This window comes from Sulfitobacter sp. HI0040, assembly GCF_001634885.1.
GTDB lineage: Bacteria > Pseudomonadota > Alphaproteobacteria > Rhodobacterales > Rhodobacteraceae > Sulfitobacter.
In genome coordinates this window covers 14,957-40,574 of the sequence record NZ_LWEX01000421.1, presented here as the reverse complement: position 1 = coordinate 40,574, position 25,618 = coordinate 14,957, and the positions used below count along the sequence as shown (strand labels likewise).

Below are 25,618 nucleotides of genomic sequence, written 5' to 3'. Positions count from 1 at the left end.
CCTATTCATCCTTGTCGGTACGGAACCAATCCTGTGGATCCTGTGGAATGTTGTTTTGCCTGACCTCTATATAGAGCGTTTCGGAACGATCGGTGCCAGTGCCATCACTGAGTGTTGACAATGCACCCGGGGCGCCCCCTTGCGGCGCACCCATCAAACCTATCGGCGTCCCCCCCGCTATGACCTGGCCGGCTTCGCCGTAAACCACGTCCAGTCCGGCCAATACAAACAACGTATCGACCTGCGGTTCAAGGATGACGACATTGCCGAGGTCCAGCAGCGGGCCGACATAGCGTATCGTTGCCGCCGCCGGTGTCGTCACGATAGCGCGCGGGCGCGTGGCGAGGATGATACCGGGGCGTGACACGCCGGCGGCATCGGGCTCGTTGGCCCCCCGCAGCACCAGCCCCTGAACGGGCAATGCGAGGTCGCCCACCTTTCCGTCGAGGTTGACCGGTGCCGGTTCGATTTCCTCTGTCGCGATTTCGGAAAGCCCGCTGGCGAAGCCTTCGAGCGTTTCGCTCGACGCGATGAGGATCGCGGTGCGCACCGGATCCTCGGTAAAGCGCTTGGGCAGTTCGGTCCGGTTCGCCATCGCCTGATTGAGCGTCGTGCGCGCGCCCTGTACCTCGGCCAGTCCTTCCTGCAATCTGCCCGCCGCATCGGTCTGCAGGCGCCGCAGCATCTTTACGTTATCGAGGTCTCGGCGAAGCGCCTCGGCCCGCGCGTTCAGCGCGGGGGAAAGTTCGGCCAGCAGCATCCCCGCCCGCGCGGTGCCCATCGGCCCGTCTGGGTGCAGCAGCACCACCGGCGACGGGTCCCCGCCAATGCTTTGCAAAACGCTCAGCAGTTGCGCGACCTCGCCGTCACGGGCCTGCAGGCGTGCCTGCAACTGGCTTTCGTTGATCGCGGCCTGCCGCAGGCTCGCGCGCATCGCGGCGAGCCCTTTCTCGTAGGCCTGTATCGTTTCTGTGAGCGCCGCCACCCTGTCCCCGGCGCCTTCCGCAGCATCGAGCAGCGCCGACGCCGCCTCCAACTGATCGGCGGCTGCGCGCGCCTGTCTGGCAGCATCCTGTTCCGCCCAGAGCAGCGCTGGCCAAAGCATCAAGCCTATGATCAGCGCGCGCATCATCTCAGCAGGGATCGCCCCGTCATCTCCTCCGGCTGGTCTATGCCGAGCAGTTGCAGAACGGTCGGTGCCAGATCGGCGAGCCTGCCGGAGCGCAGTGTCGCCCCTTCGGGCGCACCGACGATCACGACCGGCACCGGGTTCAGCGTATGGGCGGTATGGGGACCGCCGGTTTCGGGGTCGATCATCGTTTCGCAGTTGCCGTGATCCGCCGTGACGATCATGGCGCCGCCGACCTCCCGCAGGGCGGACAGGGCCCGGCCCAGCCCTGAATCTACCGCCTCACAGGCCCGGATCGCCGCGTCGAGATCGCCGGTATGCCCCACCATATCGGGGTTTGCATAGTTGACCACGATCAGGTCGTAGCCGTCGCGGATCGCCGCAACCAGCCTGTCGGTGACTTCGTCGGCCGACATTTCTGGCTTCAGGTCATAGGTCGCCACATCCGGGGATTTCGGCATGTGGCGGTCTTCTCCGGTCGCCGCCGCTTCCTCGCCCCCGTTCAGGAAGAAGGTTACATGGGGATATTTCTCGGTTTCCGCCAACCGGAACTGGCGCAGCCCATGGCACGCGACCCAGGCGCCCAGCGTGTTCACGATTTCCGGCTTGGGATAGACCGTCGACATGAAGCTGCCGTGGTGTTCGGAATAATCCGCCATTCCCATCAGCGCCGCCCAGTCGGGCCGAGGGCCGGTATCGAAGGCGTCGAATGCAGGGTCACCCAGCGCGGACATGATCTGCCGTGCGCGATCCGCGCGAAAGTTGAGACAGAATAGCCCGTCACCGTCGGAGGCACCGGCGTAGTCGCCGATGATGGTCGGCGTTACGAATTCGTCGGTTTCGTCCCGGGCATAGGCCCGTTCCACGGCCTCGTGCGCCGTATCCGCGCGCGCGCCCTCGCCCGAGATAATGGCGGCGGTGGCCTTCGCGATGCGGTCCCAGCGGGTATCACGGTCCATCGCGAAATAGCGGCCTGTTACGGTCGCGATGCGTACCCCCTCGGGCAATCCCTGCTGCAACTCCTCAAGATACGTGAGCGCGGAAGTGGGGGACACATCCCGCCCATCCGTCATCAGATGCAGAACAACTGGTACATCCGCCGCGTTGAGCGCCTGCGCAGCCGCGACCATGTGATTGAGGTGCCCGTGCACGCCGCCGTCGGATACCACACCCAGTAAATGCGCCGTGCCGCCACTTTCGACCAGCCGCTGCGCAAAGTCGGTGAGCCGGGGATTGACCGCGAAGGAGCCTTCTTCGATCGCGAGGTCGATCTGCCCTAGATCCATGGCCACGACGCGGCCCGCACCGATATTGGTATGACCCACTTCGGAGTTGCCCATCTGGCCTTTCGGAAGGCCCGCGTCCGGGCCGTGGGTGATCAGCGTCGCGTTGGGGCAGCGGGCCATGATGCCGTCGAAATTGGGTGTATGGGCAAGGGCCGGGGCGTTGCCTTCACGCTCCTCACGCAGCCCCCAACCATCGAGAATACATAGAACGACTGGCTTGGGTGTGGTCATGGTGGGCCGTCTGCTCGCTTTCTGGCTCTGCTGCGCCGGTCTTACCTTCTGCGGCGGGCGGGGTGAACCTCTTTCCTTTGCACCGGGTGACCCGCGCGGCGATTCGCCAAAGCCCGCCGCCGCCCGCGGGCAGAGCGGGCCTTGCCCCGCGTGGCGGCATTGGTCATAACCGGGGCAGACGCCGCTCTTCAGGACTGACAGACATGACCATCCAGCCGCCCGAGACCCGCATCGTGAACACCTACCGCGTCGCCTGCGACGGCGGGGAAGGCGCGTTGGGCCATCCACGGGTCTGGCTGCAGATACCGCAGGACAAGGGCTGGGTCGAATGCGGCTATTGCGACGCGAAATACATTCACGCCGATTTCGCGGACAAGGACTAAGCGAACCGGCTTAAGCGTTCCGCCTACCGCTCCCCCACCGAAGACCCGTTGATCCCTGCCAACGCCGCCTTGCAGGACCCTGCGCCGCCCCCTTGATGCTGGCAGACCGCGCCGCTTCGTGGCAAAAGGGCGCCGACCCTACGGAGGCACCCCATGTCCGGCACATTCGGCAAAGGCCATCACCTGCATCTTATCGACGGCTCGGCATTCATCTTCCGCGCCTTTCACGCCTTGCCGCCGCTGACCCGCAAATCCGACGGCATCCCGATCGGGGCCGTGGCGGGATTCTGCAACATGGTCTGGAAGATGATTCAGGACAACGCGGGCCCCGACGCGCCCACCCATGCCGCCGTCATCTTCGACAAGGGCAGCCATACCTTTCGCAACGAGATGTATGACCAGTACAAGGCGAACCGGGACGAAATGCCCGAGGACCTGCGCCCCCAGATCCCCCTGACCCGGAAGGCGACCGAAGCCTTCAACATCGCCTGCAAGGAAAAGGAAGGGTTCGAGGCCGACGACATCATCGCCACGCTTGCCGTTCAGGCCCGTGCGGCGGGCGGGCGTTGCACCATCATCTCGTCTGACAAGGACCTCATGCAGCTTGTGGGCGACGGGGTGGAGATGCTGGACGCCATGAAGAACACCCGCATCGACCGTGACGGCGTGTTCGAGAAATTCGGCGTCTACCCCGAACGGGTCGTGGACGTGCAGGCGCTCGCCGGGGATTCGGTGGATAACGTTCCGGGCGCGCCCGGGATCGGGATCAAGACCGCCGCACTTCTCATCAACGAATATGGCGATCTGGAATCGCTGCTCACCCGCGCCGAAGAGATCAAGCAACCCAAGCGGCGCCAGACGCTCATCGACCATGCGGAGCAAATCCGCCTGTCCCGCAAGCTGGTACTGTTGGACGAAAACACGCCGCTCGATTTCACGCTCGACGATCTGGAGGTGCGCGACCCTGACCCCGAAACACTGCTGGGTTTCCTCGCGGAGATGGAGTTCCGCACGCTGTCGCGCCGCGTCGCCGAAGGTCTGGGCCGCGAGGCACCCGTGATCCCCGAAACCGCCCCCGCGACGCCCGAGATGCCGAAGATGGCCGATGTGCCCTTCGATCCGCAAAGCTACGAATGTGTTCGCGATGCCGGCGCGCTTCAGGTCTGGCTGGACCGGATATATGAGCGCGGCTACGTCGCCGTGGATACGGAAACCACCGGGCTCAACGATATGACGGCGGAACTGGTGGGGGTTTCGCTCTGCGTGGAGCCGGGGCAGGCCTGCTATATCCCGCTGACCCACAAGGCGAACCGTGCCGACGATCTCTTCGGCTCCGACGATCTGGCGGAGGGCCAGATGGGGCTGGAGGATGCACTGAAGATGCTGACGCCCATGCTACAGGATCCGTCGATCCTGAAGATCGGGCAGAACATGAAATACGACGCCAAGATCTTCGCCCGCCTCAATATCGAGGTGGCGCCGCTCGACGATACGATGCTGCTGTCATACGCGATGCACGCCGGTCTGCATGGCCACGGCATGGATACGCTCAGCGAACGGTACCTCGGCCACACTCCGATCCCGATCAAGCCTTTGCTGGGCACCGGCAAATCCGCCATCACCTTTGACAAGGTGCAGGTGGACGACGCGGTGTGCTATGCCGCCGAGGACGCGGATATCACATTGCGGCTGTGGCAGCTATTCAAACCGCAACTGCATCGCGCGGGCGTCACGAAGGTTTATGAAACGCTCGAACGGCCACTCGTCCCGGTGCTGGCCGGGATGGAACGGTCGGGCATCAAGGTGGACCGCGATACGCTGTCGCGCATGTCGAACGCCTTTGCGCAGAAGATGGCCGGGCTGGAAGACGAAATTTACGAACTGGCGGGCCGCAAGTTCAACGTGGGTTCGCCCAAGCAGTTGGGCGAAATCCTCTTCGATGAAATGGCGCTGGCAGGCGGCAAGAAGGGCAAGACGGGCGCCTATGCCACCGGCGCCGATGTCCTCGAAGATCTGGCGACGGAGCATGAACTGCCCGCGCGCATCCTCGACTGGCGACAGCTTTCAAAGCTCAAGTCCACCTATACCGACGCCTTGCAGGATCACATCCACCCCGAAACCGGTCGGGTCCATACGTGCTATTCGATTGCCGGGGCCAGCACCGGGCGGCTCGCCTCCACCGATCCGAACCTGCAGAACATCCCGATCCGGTCGGAGGAAGGCCGCCGCATCCGCGAAGCCTTTGTCGCGGAAGAGGGCAAGACGCTCGTCGCGCTGGATTATTCGCAGATCGAACTGCGCATCCTCGCGCATATCGCCGACATTCCCGCCTTGAAGGAAGCGTTTACGCGGGGCGACGACATCCATGCCATGACAGCGAGCGAGATGTTTGACGTTCCCATGGAAGAGATGACGCCGGACATTCGCCGCCGCGCAAAGGCCATCAACTTCGGTGTCATCTACGGCATCTCGGGTTTCGGACTTGCGCGCAACCTGCGCATTCCTCGGGGCGAGGCGCAGGGCTTCATCGACCGCTATTTCGAACGTTTCCCCGGCATCCGCGATTACATGAACGATACGAAGGACTTCGCCAAGGCGCATGGTTATGTGGAGACCTTGTTCGGTCGCAAGATCAACACCCCGGAGATCGGGGCCAAGGGCCCGCGCGCCGGCTTTGCCCAGCGCGCCGCCATCAACGCGCCCATTCAGGGCACGGCGGCCGATGTGATCCGGCGTGCCATGATCCGTATGCCGGCGGCCATCGATCATTTGCCTGCCCGCATGTTGCTACAGGTTCATGACGAACTTCTCTTCGAAGTCGACAGCGGGGCAGAGGACGATCTGATCGCCGCCGCGAAGGACGTAATGGAAAACGCGAATGACCCTGTGGTGAAGCTCGACGTGAAACTGACGGTGGACGCGGGCACCGGAGCAAACTGGGCCGCGGCGCACTGAATCGGGCGAATCCGGATTTTTCTGGCCATCGCATGGACCCGTCGGCGCAAAAGCGGCGTTTAGCGGCATGGAATGGATCAAGGATAACGCCGAGCTTCTGCGCCTCGGCCTGGGTATGATTTCAGCACTCGTGTGGCTTGCCTATCTGCAAATCCTCTACATGGGTTTCGTGCGGCAGCGTCAGGCCGTCATCATGATCAGCCACGGCGCGGCAGAAGACGAACGGGCGCGCTGCATCATCTCCAACATGGCGACGGAACCGATCTATGTCATCGCGATCCTCGCGCGGCTGACCATCGGGGAAAAGACATATGAGGCTTCGGTCATCGACCGGGAGGAACTGAACCTCGACACGATGGAGGACCCCATCAAACGGACCAATCAGGGCCCGCTGAAAAGTGGGGAATACATGGACATCGGCAGCTTCCGGGACCTGATCTACCGCGCCCGCCAGAAGACCGAGATCCCCGATGGAGAGCCGGTCAAGGAGATCGAGATCACGGTGGGCGCCGCTTCGGGCCATGCCTCGAAGCTGGTCGTCGCGCGACGCAAGTTCGAACGTTGCGTCGATGAAAACGACGATGTTCACTTCATCCCGACGACCATTCTGACGAAACAGATCCGCGGCCACTGGAATCAGCGCAAACTACTACGACAGCTACATTATTCCGATTGATGAAGCGCGGGAATCTGCCGCCAGCCCAGCGTCTTTTCCGTAGACCCCCCGGGATGATATTCCCCTGCGATCCAGCCGTCATAATGCAGTTGGGCCAGCCGTTCGAAAAGCGCAGGGAAGTCGACGCTGCCGGTCCCCGGGGCGCTGCGGTCGGGCGCATCGCCGATCTGCACATGTGACATTAAGTCCGCGAAATCCGTCAAGACCTCTACCGCGTCCCCGTGGATGACCTGCGCATGATAACTGTCGTACTGCAGCCTGACATTCGGGCGATCAACCGCCTCCAGCACCTCTCTCGCCAGATCGTAGGAGGCGAGGAAGTAGTCCGGCATGGCGGTACGGTTGAGAGGCTCGATGTTCAGCATAAGGCCCGATGGGGCCGCAGCGGCTGCCCAGCGCAGATTTTCCACAAAGGTCTGTCGGGCGGTCTCTCCCTCCGCCTCTCCGGCCATCACATGGATCATCGAAACACCCAGCGCCTCCGCATAGCGAAAGACGCGCTTCATATCGCTGCGGAACCGCGCCTCGCCCCCGGGTACGGCGGCAAATCCCCGCGCGCCGCCGGTGTAGTTCGGCGGCGGGGCATTGATCAGGATCAGTTCCAGCCCATTCCGAAGCAGCGCGCGGCGGGTTTCCTTTACCGCGAGGTCATAGGGAAACAGGATCTCCACCGCGGAAAAGCCTGCTTCTGCAGCCGCGTCGAATCGGTCGAGGTAGGGAAGCTCTGGCCAGAGCAACGACAGGTTGGCCGCGTATTTCATGCAAACGCCTTTCGCCGGGATACGGTCTGTTCCGGTTATTCCTCGTTCGGCAGCTCATCCGACGGAATGATGCGAAAGAACTCTCCGCCCGACCACAGGCCGAACCACCCGTCGTGATGCGCGCCCAGATCGACCAGCCGGTAAAAGCTCTTGCGGTCGATGAGCGCTTCGAGGTTTCGGCGGATCAGCACATAGGGCGACGGCTCCCCCGTTTCGGCGTCCCGCTCCACGCGGATCGGATGGTCGGGCCCAGCGGTTGCGGTATCGCCGAGGTTCGTTGTAAAGGTCAGCTCCCCCGCCTCCCCCTGCCCAGAGGCTTCGAAATCAACCGCGACGAATGGGGCGTCTTCTACCGTGATGCCGACCTTTTCGACCGGCGTCTTGAGGAAGTAGTCGTCACCCTCCCTCCACAGGATGGTGGCAAAGAGCTTCACCAGTTCGATCCGGCCGATGGGGGTGCCCTGATAGAACCATGTGCCGTCGCGCCGGATCTGCATGTCCAGATCACCGCAGAAGGGCGGGTTCCACTGTTCCAGCGGGGGGCCGCCCTTTGTTTTCGCCGCCTTGGCCGATGCGGCAAGGCTTTCGGCCGAAGGTGTCACGGTTTTTTGTCCACTCATCGCTTTTGCCATTTCCCGAGATCAAGATACACTTACATTCAACGCAACCATATAACCGGAAGAGAGCGAAAGTCATGAGCCAGTCGGACGACATGGTGGCGCAGATCGAGGACCTTGGTGACAAGCTCGCATCGGCCAAATCCTCCATCACGCGGCGCTTCATCGGGCAGGAGCGTGTGGTCGAACTGACGCTCACCGCGTTGTTGTGCGCGGGTCACGGGCTTCTGATCGGCCTGCCGGGACTGGGCAAGACGCGCCTCGTGGAAACGCTGGGCACGGTGATGGGGCTGGACGGAAAGCGCGTGCAGTTCACCCCGGACCTGATGCCGGCGGATATCCTCGGATCAGAGGTGCTCGATACCGCCGCTGACGGCGCGCGCAGCTTTCGCTTTATCGAGGGTCCGATCTTCTGCCAGCTGCTCATGGCCGATGAAATCAACCGGGCCAGTCCACGGACCCAATCGGCACTTTTGCAGGCCATGCAGGAAAAGACCGTGACCGTCGCCGGGCAGGACAGGCCGCTTGGTACGCCCTTTCACGTGCTGGCCACGCAGAACCCGATCGAACAGGAAGGGACCTATCCGCTGCCCGAAGCGCAGCTGGACCGGTTTCTGGTCCAGATCGATGTGCCCTATCCCGACCGCGCGACCGAGCGCGACATCCTGATCGCGACCACCGGCGAAGCGGAAGACGAAGCCACACAAGTGTTCGGCGCTGGTGAACTGCTGGATGCGCAACGGCTTCTGCGGCGCATGCCCGTGGGCGATTCCGTGGTGGAAACCATTCTCGATCTCGTTCGGGCATTCCGGCCCGATGGCGAAGATGTCAGCAGCAAGGTTCGCGATACCGTCGCATGGGGCCCCGGCCCCCGCGCGGCACAGGCGCTCATGCTGGCGGTCAGGGCCCGCGCCTTGCTGCAGGGGCGGCTCGCACCCTCGGCCGAAGACGTGTTCGACATGGCGCATCCCGTGCTCATCCACCGGATGGCGCTGAATTTTGCCGCACGCGCACGGGGCGACAGCCTGCGCGACCTGATCAGTGAGACCGCGACCCAGCTCACCGGGGCAAAGGCCGCGGCGTGACCGGCACCCCCGCCCAAGAGGAGACCGCGCGCCTCGCCCTCAGGGCGCGGGCCGAAAGCGAAGCGTCGCGCCTGCCGCCGCTGCTGGCGCGGGCGGAATATCTGGCGGGGGCGGTGCTACTGGGGGCGCACGGACGTCGGCGCGCCGGGCTGGGGGACGATTTCTGGCAATACCGCCCGGCCCAGACCGGGGACAGCCGCCGGGCCATCGATCACCGGCGATCCGCCATGGGCGACCATGAGTTCGTGCGAGAACGCGAATGGCAGATCGCGCAATCGGTCATGCTCTGGGTCGATCAGGGGGCATCCATGCGGTTTGCCTCCACCGCTGACCTGCCGGAAAAGGCGGATCGTGCGCGCCTGCTGTCGCTTGCGCTGGCGATCCTGCTCATCCGCGGGGGCGAACGCGTGGGCCTCACTGGGACGGAGCTTCCCCCCCGTCGGGGAAACCCGCAGATCCTGCGCCTGACTGAAATGCTGAGCCGCGATAGCGAGGCGGATTATGCGCCGCCGGAGCATCGCGCCATGATCCCCAACGCCCGCGCGGTCTTCGTGTCCGATTTCATGGGCGACCTGGGTCAGGTTCGCGAAGCCCTGACCAAAGCGGCGGACCGGGGCGTCCGGGGGGCGCTGCTCCATGTCCTCGACCCCTCGGAAGAGGCATTTCCCTTCGCGGGGCGGACCGTCTTTGAAAGCATGGGCGGCACGTTGCGGCATGAAACGCTAAAGGCGAACGATCTGCGCGACCGCTACATCGACCGGCTGGCGGCCCGAAAGCATGAGTTGCAGCAGCTTTGCACCCTGACCGGCTGGCGGTATGGCCTGCACCATACGGACAAGCCCGCGCAAACGGGCCTTCTCTGGCTCTATGGTGCGTTGGATCGCGCTGCATGACGGTTCTTGGCGGCATAGGCTTTACCGCGCCATGGCTGCTGGCGGCCTTGCTGGCCCTGCCGGTGCTGTGGCTGATCCTGCGGGCCGTCCCGCCCGCGCCCATCCGCCGCCGGTTTCCCGGCGTCGCCCTGCTGCTGGGCCTGACGGATGACGAATCCGTTTCCGACAGGACGCCGTGGTGGTTGCTTTTGCTGCGGATGCTTACCGTCGCCGCGATCATCATCGGGCTTGCGGGCCCGGTCCTGAACCCGCAGCGCGATCAGTCATCCGGTAGCGGACCGCTGCTCATGGTTCTCGACGGCAGTTGGGCCGGGGCGAGCGGCTGGCCACGCCAGATGGAAGCAATCGAGGCGCAATTGACCCGCGCCGGTCGCGCCGGGCGCCCCGTGGGTTTCATGGTGTTGACCGCGCCCGAAGCCCCCTTGTTCCAGGCCGCGGACGTCTGGCGCAGTCGTCTGCCGGGTCTGGAACCCGCCCCCTGGCAACCGACCGAAGGCAATTTGGCGCGGGCACAGGCCGCCATCGCGGATGCAGGGCGGTTCGATACCATGTGGTTCGCCGACGGGCTCGATTATGACGGTCGTGATGCGATGCTGGCGAGCCTGCGCAGTCACGGAACCGTCGAGGCGTTTCAGACGGGCGCCAATACACTGGCCATCGCGACCGCGCGCTACGAGGACGGGGCCGTCATGCTTACCCTGCGGCGGGCGGCGGCGGGACTGGAAAGAGAAGTCACGGTCGAGGCGCAGGGCCGTGACCCCGCCGGAAACGCCCGGGTCCTCGCCACCGCTCAGACAACATTCGAGGCGGACGCGACCGAGGCGGAAACGGCGCTTTCCCTGCCGTCCGAACTGCGCGCGCGCATCACCTCTTTCGATATCGCCGGGCAGCGGTCCGCCGGTGCCACGACCCTTGTGGATGACGCCCTGCGGCGCCGCGAAGTCGCCCTGATCGGCGGGCGAAGCGACCGCGAAGGCCTGCAACTGCTCGCGCCGCTGCATTACATCGAACAGGCCCTCGCCCCGACGGCGGACCTAATCGACGGCAGTATCGCCGAGGTTCTGCCCGCCAATCCGGACGTGATCGTGCTGGCCGATATCGCCACCCTCGCCCCGGCCGAGGCAGAACCCCTGCAGGAGTGGATCGACAAGGGCGGCATGCTGATCCGCTTTGCCGGGCCGCGCATCGCGGCAAGCGACGTGAGCCGGATCGAAGAGGATCCGCTGATGCCCGTGCGCCTGCGTGCCGGGGGCCGCAGCGTCGGCGGCGCCATGAGCTGGGGGGAGCCGAAGTCGCTTGCGCCGTTCCGGGATAGCTCGCCCTTCTATGGCCTCACGATTCCCGATGATGTCTCCGTTTCCGCCCAGGTCGTCGCACAGCCCGACCCGACGCTGGCGCAGCGGGTCATCGCCTCGCTCAGCGATGGAACGCCGCTGGTGACACGCAAGAAGGTGGGTCAGGGCCAGATCGTCCTGTTCCATGTGACGGCGACGGCGGAATGGTCCTCCCTGCCGCTCTCCGGTCTCTTTGTCGAGATGATGGAACGGCTCGCGACGTCATCCGCCGCGGCGAGCCCGGATGCCGAAGCTCTTGACGGCACCACATGGACGCCGGTGCGGGTGATGGACGGGTTCGGCACGCTTTCGGATGCCGGAACCATGCCCGGTATCGATGGGGCCCGGCTGCTCGATGCGCCCACCGGGGCCGAAGTGCCGCCGGGCATATATGCCTCGGGTGACAGGCGGATCGCACGCAATGTCATCGGCCCGGAGACGGAGCTTACCCCGGCGGGCTGGCCTGCCGACATTACGGTTCACGGGCTGTCCGTAGCCCCCGAACAACCGATCGCCGGCTGGCTGCTGGGACTGGCGATCCTGCTGCTGGCCGCCGACGCTGCCGCATCGCTGGCCCTGTCGGGCCGCCTGCTGAAGACAAGCAGCACAACCGTCGCCAGCGCGTTGCTGGTGCTGTCGCTCACCCTTGCACCGGAGAACCTCGGGGCCCAGACAGAAGCCGAAACCGAAGCGCTGAGTGCGGCGGCGGAAGTCTCGCTCGCCCATGTGCTGACCGGCAATCGTGAGGTCGACGATGTCGCCGCCGCGGGGTTGCGGGGGCTTTCGGATACGTTGTTCTTCCGCACCTCGGTAGAGCCTGCCCTGCCGTCCGGGGTAGATCTTGAAACGGACGAACTGGCATTCTACCCCATTCTCTACTGGCCGATCACGCCGGATCAGCCGCGCCCGTCCGACGCGGCCTATGTAAAGCTGAACGATTATTTGCGCTCCGGCGGGTTGATCCTGTTCGACACGCGCGATGCCGATATCGCGCGTTTCGGCACCGCCAGCGCCAACGGCAGGAAGCTGCAGGAACTGGCCGCACCGCTCGACATTCCACCGCTGGAGCCGGTGCCCACGGATCACGTACTGACGCGAACCTTCTATCTGCTACAGGATTTTCCGGGGCGGCATGCCAGCCGCGACATCTGGGTCGAAGCGGCCCCGCCGGATGCCGAAAAGGTCGAAGGGATGCCCTTCCGTAACCTGAATGACGGGGTGACGCCCGTCGTGATCGGCGGCAATGATTGGGCCTCGGCCTGGGCGGTGTCTGAAAACGGTGCGCCCCTGCTGCCGATCGGTCGCGGGTTTTCTGGCGACCGTCAGCGGGAACTTGCGCTGCGCTTCGGTGTCAATCTGATCATGCATGTGCTCACGGGCAACTACAAATCCGATCAGGTGCATGTGCCCGCGCTTCTGGACAGGTTGGGACAATGACGCATAGCATCGTTTTCGATCCCCTTCTGCCGATGGTGCTGCTCATCATACTGGCCGGTATCGCCGCTGCCGCTACTGTCTTGGCAGCGCTCCGCGGCCTCAAGGGCTGGGCATTGCGGGGGTTGGCCGCGCTGATCGTGCTGGCTGCCCTCATGGGGCCGTCCTTTCAGGTGGAGGACCGCGCGCCGCTTACCGATATCGTGATGCTGTTCGAGGACAAGAGCGCCAGCCAGCGGCTCGGTGACCGGGAGGAGCAGTCCTCGCGCGCCGCTGACGCCCTAGCCGAGCAGATCGCGGCCCGGCCCAACACGGAACTGCGGCGCATCACCGTTCCGGACAGCCCGGACGACGCGGGCACGCGGTTGATGACTTCGGTGGCCGATGCGCTCGCCGAAGAGCCCCGGGCGCGCATTTCGGGGCTGCTGGCCGTAAGCGACGGGCGTATCCACGATACCGATCTCGCGCTGGACCTGCCCGCGCCGATGCATCTGATCCTGACTGGAAAAGAAGATGACTGGGACCGGCGCCTGAGCGTACGCAACGCACCGGCATTCGCGATCATCGGCGAACCGGTGACGCTCACGCTGCGGATCGATGACATGGGGGCCGCGCCACAGGGCACGGGCCTCGCCCAGTTGGATATTTCAGTGGACGGAGAGCCGCCGCAATCCTTCGACATCCCCATCGGACAGGATATCGAACTGCCCGTCACCCTGCCCCACGGCGGGCGCAACGTCATCCAGTTCACTACGCCGGGCGTCGAAAGCGAACTGACCGACCGAAACAACGCCGCGCTAATCCAGATGAACGGTGTGCGGGATCGGCTGCGCGTGCTGCTGGTAAGTGGCGAACCGCACCCCGGCGGGCGCACGTGGCGGAACCTTCTGAAGTCCGACTCATCGGTCGATCTGGTGCATTTCACCATTTTGCGCCCCCCTGAAAAGCAGGATGGCGTGCCAGTCGACGAACTGTCGCTGATCGCCTTTCCGACCCGCGAACTCTTCATGGACAAGATCGCGGATTTCGACCTGATCATTTTTGACCGCTACAAGCGGCGCGGGATCCTGCCCGCCCTCTACCTGCAGAACGTTGCGGATTATGTTCGGCAGGGCGGGGCCGTTCTGGTCGCGGCGGGGCCGGACTTCGCCAGCGCGGACAGTCTCTACCGTTCGCCCCTTGGCGATGTGCTGCCCGCGACCCCCACCGCGCGGGTGCTCGCCGAACCCTATCTGCCCCGCGTCTCGGATATCGGCGAAAGGCACCCCGTGACTGCGGGGCTGCCCAACAACGGCGACTGGGGCCGCTGGCTGCGCCAGATCGACGTGACCAACCCCGCTGGGGCCGTCTTGCTCGAAGGGGTGGATGATCGCCCGCTGCTCATCCTTGACCGGGTGGAGCAGGGGCGCGTCGCGCTGCTTGCATCCGATCACGCGTGGCTGTGGAGCCGGGGCTACGAAGGCGGCGGCCCGCAACTGGAACTGCTGCGCAGGCTCGCCCACTGGATGATGGAGGAGCCGGAACTCGAAGAGGAGGCCCTTACCGCCACCGCAGAAGGCCAGACCATGCAGATCGTCCGGCGGACGTTGAAGGACAGCGTCCCCCCTCTCACGATCACCGGGCCGGACGGGTCGACCACCGAACTGGAACTGTCACCTACCGATCCCGGCCTTTTCACGGCGACGTTCCAAGGGCCGGAGATTGGCCTCTACCGCTTGGAAAACGGCGATCAGACCGCCGTGATCGGGCTTGGTCCTGCGGCGCCGCGCGAATTCGTCGAAACCATCGCGAGCGCCGACGCGATGGAGCCGATCCTCAACGCGCAGCGAGGAGGCTCGGCCCGGGTGGAAGATGGCCTGCCCCGGTTGCGCAACGTCCGGCCGGGCCGGCCCGCAGCCGGGCGCGGTTGGCTGGGCCTCACCCCGCGTGCGGCCTATGAAACCCGCGATGTGACACAGACGCCGCTGCTGCCGGGGTGGCTGGTCCTGCTGCTGAGCGCCGGTCTCATCATCGCCGCATGGCTGCGGGAAGGCCGTCGCTGAGGACATTTGCCCCCCTCGTCTTCGATTAAACAACTGTTCAGCATCTTCGAGCTATGGATCCGGGAAAGATTCAAGCAGGGAAAGCGGCATGAACCTTGCCAGCCGATTGACGGAGGAACGCCGGGGCAGGCTGAAGGCGGAACGTCTTCTGGAACTGAAACAGGCGGAGCTTTTCGCGGCCAATCGCAAACTGGGCCAACACGCACGGCAACTCTCGGAAGAGATCGTGGAAACCCGGGCGGAGGTCGAAACCATCCGCGATGAGAATCAGCGGGTGAAATCCGATCTGAGCGCGGCGAACCAGCGCATCGCCCTGACGGAACGGCGGCTGTGGCATTCTATCCAGACAATCGCCGACGGTTTCGCCTTTTTCAACGCGGATGACGAAATGATCATGGCGAACAAGGCCTATCTCGTCATTTTCGATGGGCTCGAACTCATCGGTCCCGGGGTGAATTACATGACGATCCTTCAGGTTCTGACCGAGGAAGGAATTATCGATACCGGCAGCCTGCTCCCGGCGGATTGGCGGGCCATGATGATGCAACGGCGCCAATCACCCGCGCCCCATCCCATGGTGATCAAGCTGTGGAACGGCAAACACATCAAGATGATCGACCGGCGCGGGCCGGGCGGAGACCTCGTGTCGCTCGGCATCGATATCACGGCGACGGTGGAATACGAGGCCCAGTTGAAGGAGGCCCGCGCCCTGGCCGAGCGCGCGAACCGGGCGAAATCGGTGTTCCTGGCGAATATGAGCCATGAAATCCGAACCCCGATGAATGGCGTTCTCGGTATGGCGGACCTGCTGGCAGACACTGTGCTTACCGGTGAACAGCAACTCTATGTCGAAACGATCAAGAACAGCAGCGAAGCGCTGGTCGTCATCATCAACGACGTGCTCGACTACTCGAAAATCGAAGCGGAAAAGCTGGACCTGAACCCCGAACCCTTCGACCTCGAACAGGCCATGCGGGAGGTTATCCTGCTGTTGCAGCCGGCCGCACGGGAAAAAGGTCTCTCCCTTCTGCTCGACTACGATATCGGCCTGCCCGCACAGCTGAATGGAGATGCCGGTCGGATTCGGCAGGTACTCACCAACCTGATCGGGAACGCGGTAAAGTTCACGGCCCAGGGCCATGTGCTTGTCCGGGCAGTGGGCCGCCCTTCTGCAGTTGCGGGGCACACGGGCCTTCACGTCTCCATCGAGGATACGGGCATCGGCATCTCACCCGCGATGGTGAGTGAGGTTTTCGACGAATTCAGCCAGGTTCAGAACACCTGCAATCGTCAGTTCGACGGGACAGGGCTTGGCCTTGCCATTTGCAGGCGGCTGATTGGCCTCATGAACGGCGAAATCTGGGTCGATTCACAGGAAGGCGAAGGTTCATGCTTCGGCTTCTCCCTCGATCTGCCCGTCGCCGCCGAAGCCCCCCACGTGCCAGAGAAACGGCCCCTCGGTGAATGCCATGTGCTGGTGGTCGACGATCTGGAGGTGAACCGGCTGATCGTGACACGGCAGCTCGAACAGTTCGGTGCCCGCGTGACCAGTTGCCGCGATGGCGCAGAAGCTTTGCGGCGCATGGACACCAGCGTGGATATCGTGCTGACGGATCATGAGATGCCGCGGATGAACGGCCTGCTCCTGGCCCGCGCTCTCAGGGGTGCGGGGTGCGAGGCCCCGATACTAATGCTCAGCTCGAACCCCGGAAGCGCCCAGCGTGACCCCGATGCAGGGCTGTTGCAGGCCCTTTTGCAAAAACCCCTGCCCCGCCGAACCCTCTGCGCCGAAATCGCCACCGCCCTCAAATCTTCGGAACGCGGGCCGCGCGCGTCGGCGCAAGGGCCCCGCCGGATGCGCGTGCTCGCGGCGGAGGATAACCGCACGAACCAGCTTGTCCTGCGGGAGATGGTCAAACACCTCGATCTTTCCCTCACCATGGCCGCGAATGGCGAGGAAGCATTGGATGCCTTCCGTGCGGAACGGCCGGACCTGATCTTCATGGATGTCTCGATGCCCTGCATGGACGGGCGCGAAGCCACCCGGCGCATCAGGGACTTCGAAGCGAGCGAAGGGGGGCATGTGCCGATCGTCGCGCTCACCGCCCATGCCATGCATGGCGACGATGCCGATATCCTCGCCGCGGGTGCGGATCATTATCTGGCAAAACCGCTGCGTAAATCGCAACTTCTCGGTCAGATCACCGCCGCGTGGAAAGACGGCATGGCCCCACTATGGCCCGGGGCCCCGCGTCAGCCTTCGGGATAGGGCCGCACGAATACCGGTTCTGCCTCTGTGGACAGGTCTTCGCGCCAAGTATAGCCGCCCGCTTCGAAGGCGCGCAGATCGGCGGGGTCGGAGAACCGGTTTTCGACAATGAAACGCGCCATTGCGCCCCGGGCCTTCTTGGCAAAGAAGCTGACGATCTTCGGCCCCTTCCCGTCGTCCTTGTCTTCCATGAAGCGCGGCGTGACCACATCGAGCTTGAGCGCCTTGGTCGGCACGGCGCCGAAATATTCCTGACTGGCGCAATTCACCAGAACCTTGGCACCCACAGCTTCGCCTTGGGCATTCAGCGCCTTTGCAATATCGTCGCGCCAGTATTCGTAAAGCGTGGCACCGCGCCGGGTCTTGAGACGGCTGCCCATCTCCAACCGGTAGGCCTGTATCGCATCGAGCGGTCGCAGCAGCCCATAGAGACCGGACAGGATGCGCAGATGGTCCTGTGCCCAATCCATCGCGTCCTCCCCCAGCGTTGCCGCTTCGAGACCCTGATAGGTGTCGCCCGCGAAGGCATGGATCGCGGGGCGGGTGGCGTCCGCTGTCGGCTCTGTCGTGAAGTCCTTGAACCGGTCACGGTTCAGCCGCGCCAGATCGTCGCTCAGCGACATCAGCGACTTGAGGTCGCGCAGGGGCAGGTTGCGGGCGGTTCGTGCAAGGCTGTCGGCTTCGGCGGCAAAGGCCGGTTCCGTCATCTTCTGCGACCGTTCGCTCCAGTCCAGCCGTTTCGCGGGTGAAATCACCACCAGCATCGCCATTCTCCCTCTGCTTTCGCAGGCTACCTAGCCCGCACCCCGCAGAACGTCCAGAAAGGCGGGGCCGAACCGGGCGGCGCGGCGCTCGCCCAGCACCCGTTCCAGTGTCGTATCGTCGGGATCGCGCAACTGTGCCACCTTGGCCAGTTGCGAGGCGGAGCAGCTTAACGGTTTGTCGGTGCCTTGCGTGCCGCGGGACAAATCCGCCTGAATCTGCAGCAGCCTGTCATAAAGCTCCCCTGCGTTGCGACCTGCCAGCTTTCGGCGGGTGGGATGCATTTCCCGAGCCTCCCCGTTGATCACTTCGAGGAAGGCCGAACCGTAGCTGTCCAGCTTCTTGGCCCCGACGCCGCCGATACGCGCCATCGCGTCGAGGTCGCCGGGCCGGGTCTGGGCCATCTCGATCAGGGTGCGGTCGGTAAAGATGATATAGGCCGGAACGCGCGCCGCTTCGGCCAGTGCCCGGCGCTTCGCCTTCAGCGCGCTGAGCAGGGGCGCGTCTTCGTCCGACACCAGCGCCTTGACCGCAGGGCGGCGTTCGCTCGCCGCGGCGGTGATCGTATCGCGGCGCAGGTCTATGCTGGCCTCCCCCCGCAGGATCGGCAGCGCCGCATCAGTCATGCGCAGCGCCCCGTGCCTTGTGGGGTCAGGGCGCACCAGATCGCGGCCCATCATCTGGCGGAACACGGCCTGCCACTGGCGCTTGTCGTATTCGCGACCCACCCCGAAGGTTGGCAGGTCTGCATGACCCCGCGCACGCACCTTGTCCGTCTCCTGCCCCAGCAGGATGTCAATCAGGTGGCCCGCGCCGAACCATTCATCGGTGCGCAGGATCGCAGACAGCGCCTTGCGCACGGCGGTGGTGCCGTCGAAGACTTCTGCCGGCGTTTCGCAGAGGTCGCAATTGCCGCAGCCCGTGATCGTTTCACCGAAATAGCCCAGCAGGGTCTGTCGACGGCACGCTAGAGCCTCGGCAAGCCCCAGCAGCGCGTTGAGCCGAGCGTGATCGGCCATGCGGCGTTCCGGCGGGGCGAGCCCTTCGTCGATCTGGCCCCGGCGCAGGCGGATATCATCCGCACCGAAAAGCGTGAGCGTTTCGGCAGGCGCGCCATCGCGTCCCGCGCGCCCGATTTCCTGATAATAGGCTTCGATGCTCTTAGGCAGATCGGCATGGGCCACCCAACGGATATCCGGTTTGTCGATCCCCATCCCGAAAGCGACCGTCGCCACAACGATAAGCCCGTCCTCCTGCTGGAAACGGCGTTCCGCCATTCTGCGATCATCGGCCTCCATCCCGCCGTGGTAATGCAACGCGGCATGGCCTTCATCCTGAAGCGCGCGGGCGATCCCCTCGGTCTTTGCGCGCGTGCCGCAGTAGACGATGCCGGATTGCCCCCGGCGGGCCGCCGCAAATTTAAGGATCTGCTGGCGCGGTGAATTCTTGGCCGCGAAGGAAAGATGAATATTGGGGCGATCGAACCCCTGAAGAAAGTGGCGCGGGTCTTCTCCGTCGAACAGCCGCTCGACGATTTCGGCACGGGTTTCGGCATCTGCCGTGGCGGTAAAGGCCGCGAGCGGCACGCCAAGGTCCCGCCGCAGGGCACCGATGCGCAGGTAGTCCGGCCTGAAATCATGGCCCCACTGGCTCACACAGTGGGCTTCGTCCACCGCGATCAGGCGCACGTTCGCCCGGCGCAGCATTCCGGCGGCCGAACCGGCAGCCAGCCGTTCAGGCGCCATGTAGAGCAGTTTCAATGCCCCGCTTTCCAGCGCCTCCCATACGGCGTCCGTTTCTTCCGGCGTGTTTCCGGAGGTGAGCGCCCCTGCCGCCACGCCCGCTTCCTGCAGGCTCCGGACCTGATCCCGCATCAGGGCAATCAGGGGGGATATCACCACCGTCACCCCGTCACGCAGCAGGGCAGGAAGTTGAAAACATAGGGATTTACCGCCACCCGTGGGCATGATCGCCAGCACGTTTTCCCCCGCCGTCACCGCGTCGACGATCGGTTCCTGCCCGGGCCGGAAGGAATCGAATCCGAATACGTTCTGAAGAAGCGTGGAAGCGCCTGTCATATGACCTCGGGAGGGGTTTTCGCTTTTTCGCCCAAGGTCCCACAGGGCGGCATCCGGGGCAAGGCCCCACCCGGTTTCGCCCCCGCGACGGGGGCGCATCCGGTCAGTAGAACGCGGGCGCGTTGTTGATCAGGACAATCCGCAGGATCGCCACCGCGATCAGAACCACCAGCGGGGCAAGATCAAGGCCGCCCATGGCGGGCAGAAAGGCCCGGACCCGGCTATAGAGCGGCTCCAGCAGCCGGTTGAGGCCGTCCCAGATCTGGGCCACCAGCGGCTGGCGCAGGTTGAGAACCTGAAAGTTGATCAGCCACGACATGATCACATGCGCAATGATGACGAACCAGACAATGTCCAGCAGCAGCATGATGATTTGGAACAACGAGGCCATGGCGTACCCTTTCGCGAGACGTGGTTGAGATAAAGGGCGCGACACCAAAGGGCAAGGGTGCCGCGAGGTTGTCGTTGACCGCCACCCCGTCCGCTCGGAAAAGCAATCCCGCGTCTTTCCCAGACCAACCGAGGATTCCGATGTTTCCCTTCGTGCGCATGACCAAGGATCTGCTTCGTGCCCGGCGGCAGCCCGCTTTGGCCTCGCTGACGGAGGTTCATGTGAGCCATCACAGGTGCTGGCCGCATGATCTGGATTTTTGGCTCGAACTCAATAACGGGCGGGCGCTGTCGCTTTACGATCTGGGGCGGACCGCGCTGGCGCAGCGGCTCGGGCTCATCGCCGTACTGCGGCGCGAAGGCTGGGGCATGACGGTTGCGGGGACAAGCACACGCTTTCGCCGTCGCATCCGCGGGTTCGAGCGGTTCGAGATGCGCAGCAGACTGACCTGCTGGGACGACAGGTTCATCTATCTGGAACAGAGCATGTGGAAGGGCAACGGAGAATGTGCAAGCCACGTGCTCTACCGCACAGCACTGACCGATGCGAAGGGGTTAATCCCGCCGCCGCGCATCCTTGCAGCCATGGGTCGGGCGGACACATCGCCCCCCATGCCGGATTGGGTCGCCCGCTGGGTCGCAGCGGAGGCCGACAGGGCGTGGCCGCCGATGCAGATGCAAAGCTGACGCCAAAGGTCAGTGCTTCATCGCGTCGATGACCTCAGACACCCGCGCGGCTTGGTTGTCGTCACGTTCGTGCTGCAATCATTGCTTGCAGCAACGCGGTGCCCCTGCTCTACCTTTCCGCAACGGCGGGAGGGCAGAAAGAATGGGCACGGTCAAACAGCGTATCTGGGGCTGGTATTTCTTCGATTGGGCCAGTCAGCCCTACAATACCCTGCTCTTGACCTTCATTTTCGGCCCCTACTTCGCGCAAACGGCGACGACCGCGCTGATCGAAAACGGCATGGAACCCGGTGCGGCAAAGGCGCAGGCGCAGGCCTACTGGGGCTACGGGCTGACAGTCGCGGGTGTGCTGATCGCGGTGCTGGCGCCCATCCTCGGCGCGGTGGCCGATTCCTCCGGCAGGCGGTTGCCATGGATCTGGCTCTTCTCGGCGCTCTACGTGGTGGGTTCCGCCGGGCTATGGTGGACAGCGCCGCAGAGCTTTTCCGTCCCCTTGGCGCTCCTGTTCTTCGGCATTGGGTTGATCGGGATGGAATTTGCCACGATCTTCACCAATTCCTATCTGCCGGAACTGCACCCCGACCCTGCCGAGCGCGGTCGCATATCAGGCTCCGGCTGGGCATTCGGCTATGCGGGTGGCGTGCTGGCGCTGATCGTGATGATCGCGCTTTTTCAGGCAACGCCATCGGGGGTGACGATGGCAGGGCTTCCCCCGCTATTCGGGCTGGACCCGGAGACCGGCGCCGATACCCGTATCGTCGGCCCCTTCACCGCCGTCTGGTACGTGATATTCATGATCCCCTTCTTCCTCTATATCCGCGACCAGCCGGCGCCTGCGGCGGCGCGCTACCGGGTGGGTCAGGGGTTGCGCGATCTGGTCCGTACCCTGCGGCGGTTGCCCCGCCACCCGTCGCTAATGGCCTATCTCGGTTCCTCCATGTTCTACCGCGATGCGCTCAACGGGATGTATACCTTCGGCGGTATCTATGCTCTCGGCGTGCTGGAATGGTCTATCATCGATATCGGCATCTTCGGCATCCTTGCCGCGATTTCCGGCGCGGTATTCTGCTGGGTGGGCGGCCGGGTGGATCGGCGCGTGGGGCCGATGCCCGTGATCGTCTTCTGCTGTGTCGTTCTGATCCTCACCGGCTGCCTGATCATTTCGCTCACGCCCGTTTCGGTACTGGGCATTGCACTGCCCGAAGGCTCCCCCCTGCCGGACATCCTGTTCTACGTGGCTGGCGCCTTGATCGGCGCCGCAGGCGGCGCTTTGCAGGCATCTTCGCGCAACATGCTGACGCGGCAAGGCAATCCCGAAAGAATGACGGAGGCATTTGGTCTCTATGCGCTGTCGGGAAAGGCAACCTCGTTCCTTGCCCCGGCGCTGATTGCCGTGACCAGTGATCTGACGGGCAGTCAAAGATTGGGGATCGCCCCCATCGTGGGGCTATTCATCATCGGCCTTCTCCTGCTAGCATGGGTGAAACCCCAGGGGGATTTTGAGGAATGAGTTTAAATCGTGTGACGAGTGCCGCCCTGTTGGCGATCCTTCTGGCAGCCTGTGGCGGCGACACGCCCGAGGCGCAGGCAAATCTGGACATTGACGGCACGCCATCTGCCGTGCTGCCGACGATCGGCTCTTCGGGCGGGGCGCTTAGCAATGTGGAGGCAAAGCGCCTTTTCGGGGCGAAGACCCATGGCTCCGCACAGGCACCCGCGCCCTACGGCGGCTATTCCAAGGGATGCCTTGCCGGTGGGATGCAACTGGCGGAAACCGGCTCGACATGGCAGGCGATGCGGCTGGGCCGCAATCGCAACTGGGGCCATCCGGAGATGCTCGACTACATCGACAAGCTGAGCCAGCGTGCCGCACAGCTTCCCGGTTGGGGCGGCATATACGTAGGAGACATAAGCCAGCCGCGGGGTGGCCCGATGCTGACCGGCCACCGCAGCCACCAGATCGGTCTCGATGCAGATATCTGGCTGTTACCGCCCAAATCGCTCGCCCTCTCCCGCGCCCAGCGTGAAAGCATTTCCTCCATCTCGCTTCGGCGCGCGGCGGGCGCCTATGTGAACGAAAGCTGGACGCCCCAGCACCATCAGTTGCTGAAGGCCGCCGCCTCCGATCCGCGTGTCGCGCGAATCTTCATCTTTCCCGGCGCCAAGGTTCAGATGTGCGCCGATGAAACCAGCGACCGGTCCTACCTGCGCAAGATCAGGCCATGGTATGGGCATCACTACCATTTCCACGTGCGCCTGACCTGCCCTCCGGGCGCGACGGATTGCACCAATCAGGCCCCGCCCCCGCCGGGTGACGGCTGTGCAGAGGCCGCGCAGTGGCAGAAGAACATTCTGAACCCGCCACCGCCGGATCCCAATGCCAAACCCGCCAAACCCCGGCGTGAAATTCTGCTGGCGGACCTTCCGGCACAGTGCAAAGCGGTACTGGACGCAAATTGATCCTTCGTATTTTCGCCCTAATGGCCGCGCTGGGCAGCGCGGCCCTGCCCGCTGTTGCCGAACCCGCGCTGAAGCAGGTCTCAGATGTTGTCTGGACCCAGAACGAAGGCTGGTTCGGCGGGTTTTCCGGCATGGAAGTGTCCGATGATGGCAAACGGGCCTACATCGTGTCGGACCGGGGCCGGATCGTCACCGCGGGATTGATCCGGGACGGGCTGGACACGCTTGCTGCCATCCAGGTACTGGATACACAGCCCCTGCGCAGCCCAGCCGGCAGCGTACTGGGAAAGCCCGATTCAGATGCCGAAGGACTTGCCGAAGGGCCGGACGGGCAACTCTATGTTTCGTTAGAGAATGACCACCGGGTCATGCGGATCGATCCGAAAACAGGGCGTACCGGGGTTCTTCCCCGCAGTCAGGCCTTCAAGGGATTCCCCATCAATCAGGGGTTGGAGGCGCTGGCCATCACCCCGGGCGGAACGCTTCACGCCATTCCGGAAAGCAGTACCAGCCGCACAGCCCCCTTTTCGGTTTACGCGCTCGAACGGGGGCGCTGGCGGAGGGTGCATCGCCTCATCCGCAGGGGCGCGTTCGTGCCAGTGGGCGCGGATTACGACCACGAGGGGCGGTTGTACCTGCTGGAACGCAGCGTGACACCGCTGGGCTTTCGCAGCCGCATCCGCCGGTTCGAATTTCAGGGTCCCGTTCCAGAAGAGGTCACCCTCATCACCTCTCTGCCCTCGCGCTTCGACAACCTCGAAGCGATCAGCGTCTGGAAGGACCGTTTCGGCCAGACCCGGCTCACCACGATATCGGACGATAATTTCCTGCCTATACAATCCACCCGGATGACCGAGTTCATCGTGACGGAGTAATTGGCTGCGGCGGGTCGCTGTCGTACGTTGATCAAGCTTCCTGTCACGCAGCAACTAGTGGCTGATCCCGCACGCTCTGCGCGATTGATTGCCAAGAGGTTGAAAAATCGCTTTGCGGAAAATGCAGGCTGTGCAACGCTGCGGGTGAGTTCAACAAATGTAAAGGAGGTGATCCAGTGTCAAGAACGGTATTGGAGAGAGGTGTCGGAACAGCTTGGGAGGTTTCCTGCTAGGGCAAACCCCGGCAGTCGAAGTCACCAGGTTGATCGCAGGGTCTTACCGGCTCCGCCTCCTGAAACCATTCGATTGGGCCGCTCCCTATCGGGGGCGGCCCATTTCATTTGAGTAATCGTTTCACACGCTTCCCGGGGCTGTCGCATGGGCATCGAGCGCCCGCCAGGCCGACAATTCTTCGTCGAAAATCTCGGGCGTCACGGGAAGGATGCTCGACAGGCCGTCCAGCAGCTCGTTCACATGCGCCCCGTCTCCCACGACGATATAGCGCCGTAGGTTGCCATCCGCGCGAAACCACGCCTTGATCGCGTCCCAGTCGAATGTGTCCGCCGGGGCGGCCGGGATGTACCGGTCGAAAACAATCAACAGATCGACGGTGTCCCGCTCATCGAACACAGAATTCAAAAAGCTGGCGAGGGCGTCCATCTGTTCCGCGTCGATCCCTCCGGTCACGCGCAGGGCAATCAGGTCTTCGCGGCTGGTGCCGATCTGCGCCACCGCGGGGAGGGTGAGCATCTGTGTCATCGCGGGTCCTTCGCAGTCTGGGAGTCGCAGGATCAACGCCCCTTCACCCTGCCCCGTTCCGATGCGATGATGGGGCCAAGGGGGCACGATGCTGCATATCACCAAAGACGTCGCGATACAGGACTGGGAGATTACCGAAAGCTTCGTGCGGTCCTCCGGACCCGGGGGGCAGAACGTCAACAAAGTCGCAACGGCGGTGGAACTGCGGTTCGAGGCCGCGACCTCGCCTTCCTTGACGGGCCCCGTCAAAGCCCGGCTTAAACGGCTTGCCGGGCGCCGCTGGACCAACGAGGGCGCGCTGATCATCCAATGCGACGAAACCCGCTCGCAGGCGCGGAACCGCGATATTGCCCGCGACCGGCTGGCCGATCTGATCCGGGGCGCGCTCACTCCGCCGAAGCGGCGTATCCCCACGCGGCCCACCCTGGGGTCGAAGAAGCGCAGGCTCAAATCGAAGAAGGCCCGGGGCGAGATCAAAGCGCTGCGCGGCAAGGTCGATCCCCCCGGCTGAG

The 25,618-nt window shown here is 64.1% G+C and carries 21 protein-coding genes; 13 read left to right on the top strand and 8 right to left on the bottom strand.

The genetic code is table 11. The annotated features are described in order from the left end of the window. Position 1: 1 nt before the first annotated feature. Positions 2-1,132, bottom strand: coding sequence for a murein hydrolase activator EnvC family protein (locus A3728_RS17460; RefSeq protein ID WP_067926622.1), 1,131 nt, complete (start codon positions 1,130-1,132; stop codon positions 2-4). Then, positions 1,129-2,646 carry a 2,3-bisphosphoglycerate-independent phosphoglycerate mutase gene (gpmI, locus tag A3728_RS17455; protein ID WP_067926618.1) on the bottom strand — a complete coding sequence of 506 codons (1,518 nt, stop codon included), beginning with the start codon at positions 2,644-2,646 and terminating at the stop codon, positions 1,129-1,131. Before gpmI ends, A3728_RS17460 begins: the two co-directional genes overlap by 4 nt. 203 nt (positions 2,647-2,849) lie before the next feature. Between gpmI and A3728_RS17450 the strand changes: the two genes are divergently transcribed. The 3 genes from A3728_RS17450 (at position 2,850) to A3728_RS17440 (ending at position 6,660) form a co-directional block, all read left to right on the top strand. After that, entirely contained in the window at positions 2,850-3,029 is a 180-nt protein-coding gene (locus tag A3728_RS17450; RefSeq protein ID WP_067926615.1) for a zinc-finger domain-containing protein, read from the top strand. A gap of 153 nt (positions 3,030-3,182) precedes the next feature. After that, positions 3,183-5,984 carry a DNA polymerase I gene (gene polA / locus A3728_RS17445; RefSeq protein WP_067926611.1) on the top strand — a complete coding sequence of 934 codons (2,802 nt, stop codon included), beginning with the start codon at positions 3,183-3,185 and terminating at the stop codon, positions 5,982-5,984. Between the two features lie 67 nt (positions 5,985-6,051). Then, the gene (locus tag A3728_RS17440) at positions 6,052-6,660 is read left to right on the top strand and encodes a hypothetical protein (RefSeq protein WP_067926607.1); all 609 of its coding nucleotides are present in this window, start codon (positions 6,052-6,054) and stop codon (positions 6,658-6,660) included. Here A3728_RS17440 and A3728_RS17435 read toward each other — a convergent pair. Both A3728_RS17435 and A3728_RS17430 read right to left on the bottom strand, forming a co-directional pair. Then, a complete protein-coding gene (locus A3728_RS17435; RefSeq protein WP_067926604.1) occupies positions 6,648-7,421 on the bottom strand; it encodes a hydroxypyruvate isomerase family protein in 774 nt (257 codons plus the stop codon). The genes A3728_RS17440 and A3728_RS17435 overlap by 13 nt on opposite strands. 35 nt (positions 7,422-7,456) lie before the next feature. Continuing rightward, positions 7,457-8,041 carry a DUF1285 domain-containing protein gene (locus A3728_RS17430; RefSeq protein ID WP_067926601.1) on the bottom strand — a complete coding sequence of 195 codons (585 nt, stop codon included), beginning with the start codon at positions 8,039-8,041 and terminating at the stop codon, positions 7,457-7,459. A gap of 74 nt (positions 8,042-8,115) precedes the next feature. On the opposite strand from A3728_RS17430, the gene A3728_RS17425 reads away from it, so the two are divergent. The 5 genes from A3728_RS17425 to A3728_RS17405 all read left to right on the top strand — a co-directional run bounded on the left by A3728_RS17425 (position 8,116) and on the right by A3728_RS17405 (position 17,095). Then, positions 8,116-9,123 (top strand): AAA family ATPase, encoded by a 1,008-nt coding sequence (locus A3728_RS17425; protein ID WP_067926598.1) that lies wholly within the window; start codon positions 8,116-8,118, stop codon positions 9,121-9,123. Beyond that, positions 9,120-10,016 (top strand): DUF58 domain-containing protein, encoded by an 897-nt coding sequence (locus A3728_RS17420; protein WP_067926594.1) that lies wholly within the window; start codon positions 9,120-9,122, stop codon positions 10,014-10,016. Before A3728_RS17425 ends, A3728_RS17420 begins: the two co-directional genes overlap by 4 nt. Then, the gene (locus tag A3728_RS17415; RefSeq protein ID WP_067926591.1) at positions 10,013-12,787 is read left to right on the top strand and encodes a DUF4159 domain-containing protein; all 2,775 of its coding nucleotides are present in this window, start codon (positions 10,013-10,015) and stop codon (positions 12,785-12,787) included. Before A3728_RS17420 ends, A3728_RS17415 begins: the two co-directional genes overlap by 4 nt. Then, entirely contained in the window at positions 12,784-14,826 is a 2,043-nt protein-coding gene (locus tag A3728_RS17410; RefSeq protein ID WP_067926587.1) for a hypothetical protein, read from the top strand. Before A3728_RS17415 ends, A3728_RS17410 begins: the two co-directional genes overlap by 4 nt. A gap of 88 nt (positions 14,827-14,914) precedes the next feature. Further along, entirely contained in the window at positions 14,915-17,095 is a 2,181-nt protein-coding gene (locus A3728_RS17405) for a response regulator (protein WP_067926584.1), read from the top strand. Here the strand turns inward: A3728_RS17405 and yaaA are convergent. The 3 genes from yaaA to A3728_RS17390 form a co-directional block, all read right to left on the bottom strand. Continuing rightward, positions 17,080-17,859: a peroxide stress protein YaaA gene (gene yaaA / locus A3728_RS17400; RefSeq protein WP_067926679.1), complete on the bottom strand. Its 780-nt coding sequence runs from the start codon at positions 17,857-17,859 to the stop codon at positions 17,080-17,082. The two genes, A3728_RS17405 and yaaA, sit on opposite strands and share 16 nt — an antisense overlap. A 30-nt stretch (positions 17,860-17,889) precedes the next feature. Further along, positions 17,890-19,935, bottom strand: a complete 2,046-nt coding sequence (gene recQ, locus A3728_RS17395) for a DNA helicase RecQ (RefSeq protein ID WP_067926581.1) — start codon at positions 19,933-19,935, stop codon at positions 17,890-17,892. A gap of 103 nt (positions 19,936-20,038) precedes the next feature. Then, on the bottom strand, positions 20,039-20,326 hold the full coding sequence (locus tag A3728_RS17390; protein WP_067926578.1) for a YggT family protein: 288 nt from the start codon (positions 20,324-20,326) through the stop codon (positions 20,039-20,041). Between the two features lie 140 nt (positions 20,327-20,466). On the opposite strand from A3728_RS17390, the gene A3728_RS17385 reads away from it, so the two are divergent. From A3728_RS17385 to A3728_RS17370, 4 genes are all read left to right on the top strand, one after another. Further along, complete coding sequence (locus A3728_RS17385; RefSeq protein ID WP_067926575.1) at positions 20,467-21,012, top strand: acyl-CoA thioesterase; 546 nt, start codon at positions 20,467-20,469, stop codon at positions 21,010-21,012. A gap of 142 nt (positions 21,013-21,154) precedes the next feature. Further along, entirely contained in the window at positions 21,155-22,522 is a 1,368-nt protein-coding gene (locus tag A3728_RS17380; protein ID WP_067926571.1) for an MFS transporter, read from the top strand. Continuing rightward, entirely contained in the window at positions 22,519-23,472 is a 954-nt protein-coding gene (gene mepA / locus A3728_RS17375) for a penicillin-insensitive murein endopeptidase (protein ID WP_067926568.1), read from the top strand. Before A3728_RS17380 ends, mepA begins: the two co-directional genes overlap by 4 nt. After that, entirely contained in the window at positions 23,469-24,347 is an 879-nt protein-coding gene (locus tag A3728_RS17370) for an esterase-like activity of phytase family protein (RefSeq protein WP_150120866.1), read from the top strand. Before mepA ends, A3728_RS17370 begins: the two co-directional genes overlap by 4 nt. Positions 24,348-24,701: 354 nt before the next feature. Here A3728_RS17370 and A3728_RS17365 read toward each other — a convergent pair whose 3' ends face one another. Next, positions 24,702-25,106 carry an STAS/SEC14 domain-containing protein gene (locus tag A3728_RS17365; protein WP_067926562.1) on the bottom strand — a complete coding sequence of 135 codons (405 nt, stop codon included), beginning with the start codon at positions 25,104-25,106 and terminating at the stop codon, positions 24,702-24,704. An 88-nt stretch (positions 25,107-25,194) separates the two neighbouring features. Between A3728_RS17365 and arfB the strand changes: the two genes are divergently transcribed. Further along, positions 25,195-25,617 carry an alternative ribosome rescue aminoacyl-tRNA hydrolase ArfB gene (gene arfB / locus A3728_RS17360; protein WP_067926559.1) on the top strand — a complete coding sequence of 141 codons (423 nt, stop codon included), beginning with the start codon at positions 25,195-25,197 and terminating at the stop codon, positions 25,615-25,617. Position 25,618 lies beyond the last annotated feature (1 nt).

Bases quoted from the DNA above. Each gene is read 5' to 3' on its own strand.
- arfB (WP_067926559.1), top strand. From the start codon at position 25,195: ATGCTGCATATCACCAAAGACGTCGCGATACAGGACTGGGAGATTACC.
- gpmI (WP_067926618.1), bottom strand. From the start codon at position 2,646: ATGACCACACCCAAGCCAGTCGTTCTATGTATTCTCGATGGTTGGGGG.
- A3728_RS17380 (WP_067926571.1), top strand. From the start codon at position 21,155: ATGGGCACGGTCAAACAGCGTATCTGGGGCTGGTATTTCTTCGATTGG.
- recQ (WP_067926581.1), bottom strand. From the start codon at position 19,935: ATGACAGGCGCTTCCACGCTTCTTCAGAACGTATTCGGATTCGATTCC.
- A3728_RS17460 (WP_067926622.1), bottom strand. From the start codon at position 1,132: ATGATGCGCGCGCTGATCATAGGCTTGATGCTTTGGCCAGCGCTGCTC.
- A3728_RS17435 (WP_067926604.1), bottom strand. From the start codon at position 7,421: ATGAAATACGCGGCCAACCTGTCGTTGCTCTGGCCAGAGCTTCCCTAC.
- A3728_RS17415 (WP_067926591.1), top strand. From the start codon at position 10,013: ATGACGGTTCTTGGCGGCATAGGCTTTACCGCGCCATGGCTGCTGGCG.
- mepA (WP_067926568.1), top strand. From the start codon at position 22,519: ATGAGTTTAAATCGTGTGACGAGTGCCGCCCTGTTGGCGATCCTTCTG.
- A3728_RS17410 (WP_067926587.1), top strand. From the start codon at position 12,784: ATGACGCATAGCATCGTTTTCGATCCCCTTCTGCCGATGGTGCTGCTC.
- A3728_RS17365 (WP_067926562.1), bottom strand. From the start codon at position 25,106: ATGACACAGATGCTCACCCTCCCCGCGGTGGCGCAGATCGGCACCAGC.
- A3728_RS17450 (WP_067926615.1), top strand. From the start codon at position 2,850: ATGACCATCCAGCCGCCCGAGACCCGCATCGTGAACACCTACCGCGTC.
- A3728_RS17440 (WP_067926607.1), top strand. From the start codon at position 6,052: ATGGAATGGATCAAGGATAACGCCGAGCTTCTGCGCCTCGGCCTGGGT.
- A3728_RS17385 (WP_067926575.1), top strand. From the start codon at position 20,467: ATGTTTCCCTTCGTGCGCATGACCAAGGATCTGCTTCGTGCCCGGCGG.
- A3728_RS17430 (WP_067926601.1), bottom strand. From the start codon at position 8,041: ATGAGTGGACAAAAAACCGTGACACCTTCGGCCGAAAGCCTTGCCGCA.
- A3728_RS17425 (WP_067926598.1), top strand. From the start codon at position 8,116: ATGAGCCAGTCGGACGACATGGTGGCGCAGATCGAGGACCTTGGTGAC.
- A3728_RS17405 (WP_067926584.1), top strand. From the start codon at position 14,915: ATGAACCTTGCCAGCCGATTGACGGAGGAACGCCGGGGCAGGCTGAAG.
- A3728_RS17390 (WP_067926578.1), bottom strand. From the start codon at position 20,326: ATGGCCTCGTTGTTCCAAATCATCATGCTGCTGCTGGACATTGTCTGG.
- polA (WP_067926611.1), top strand. From the start codon at position 3,183: ATGTCCGGCACATTCGGCAAAGGCCATCACCTGCATCTTATCGACGGC.
- yaaA (WP_067926679.1), bottom strand. From the start codon at position 17,859: ATGCTGGTGGTGATTTCACCCGCGAAACGGCTGGACTGGAGCGAACGG.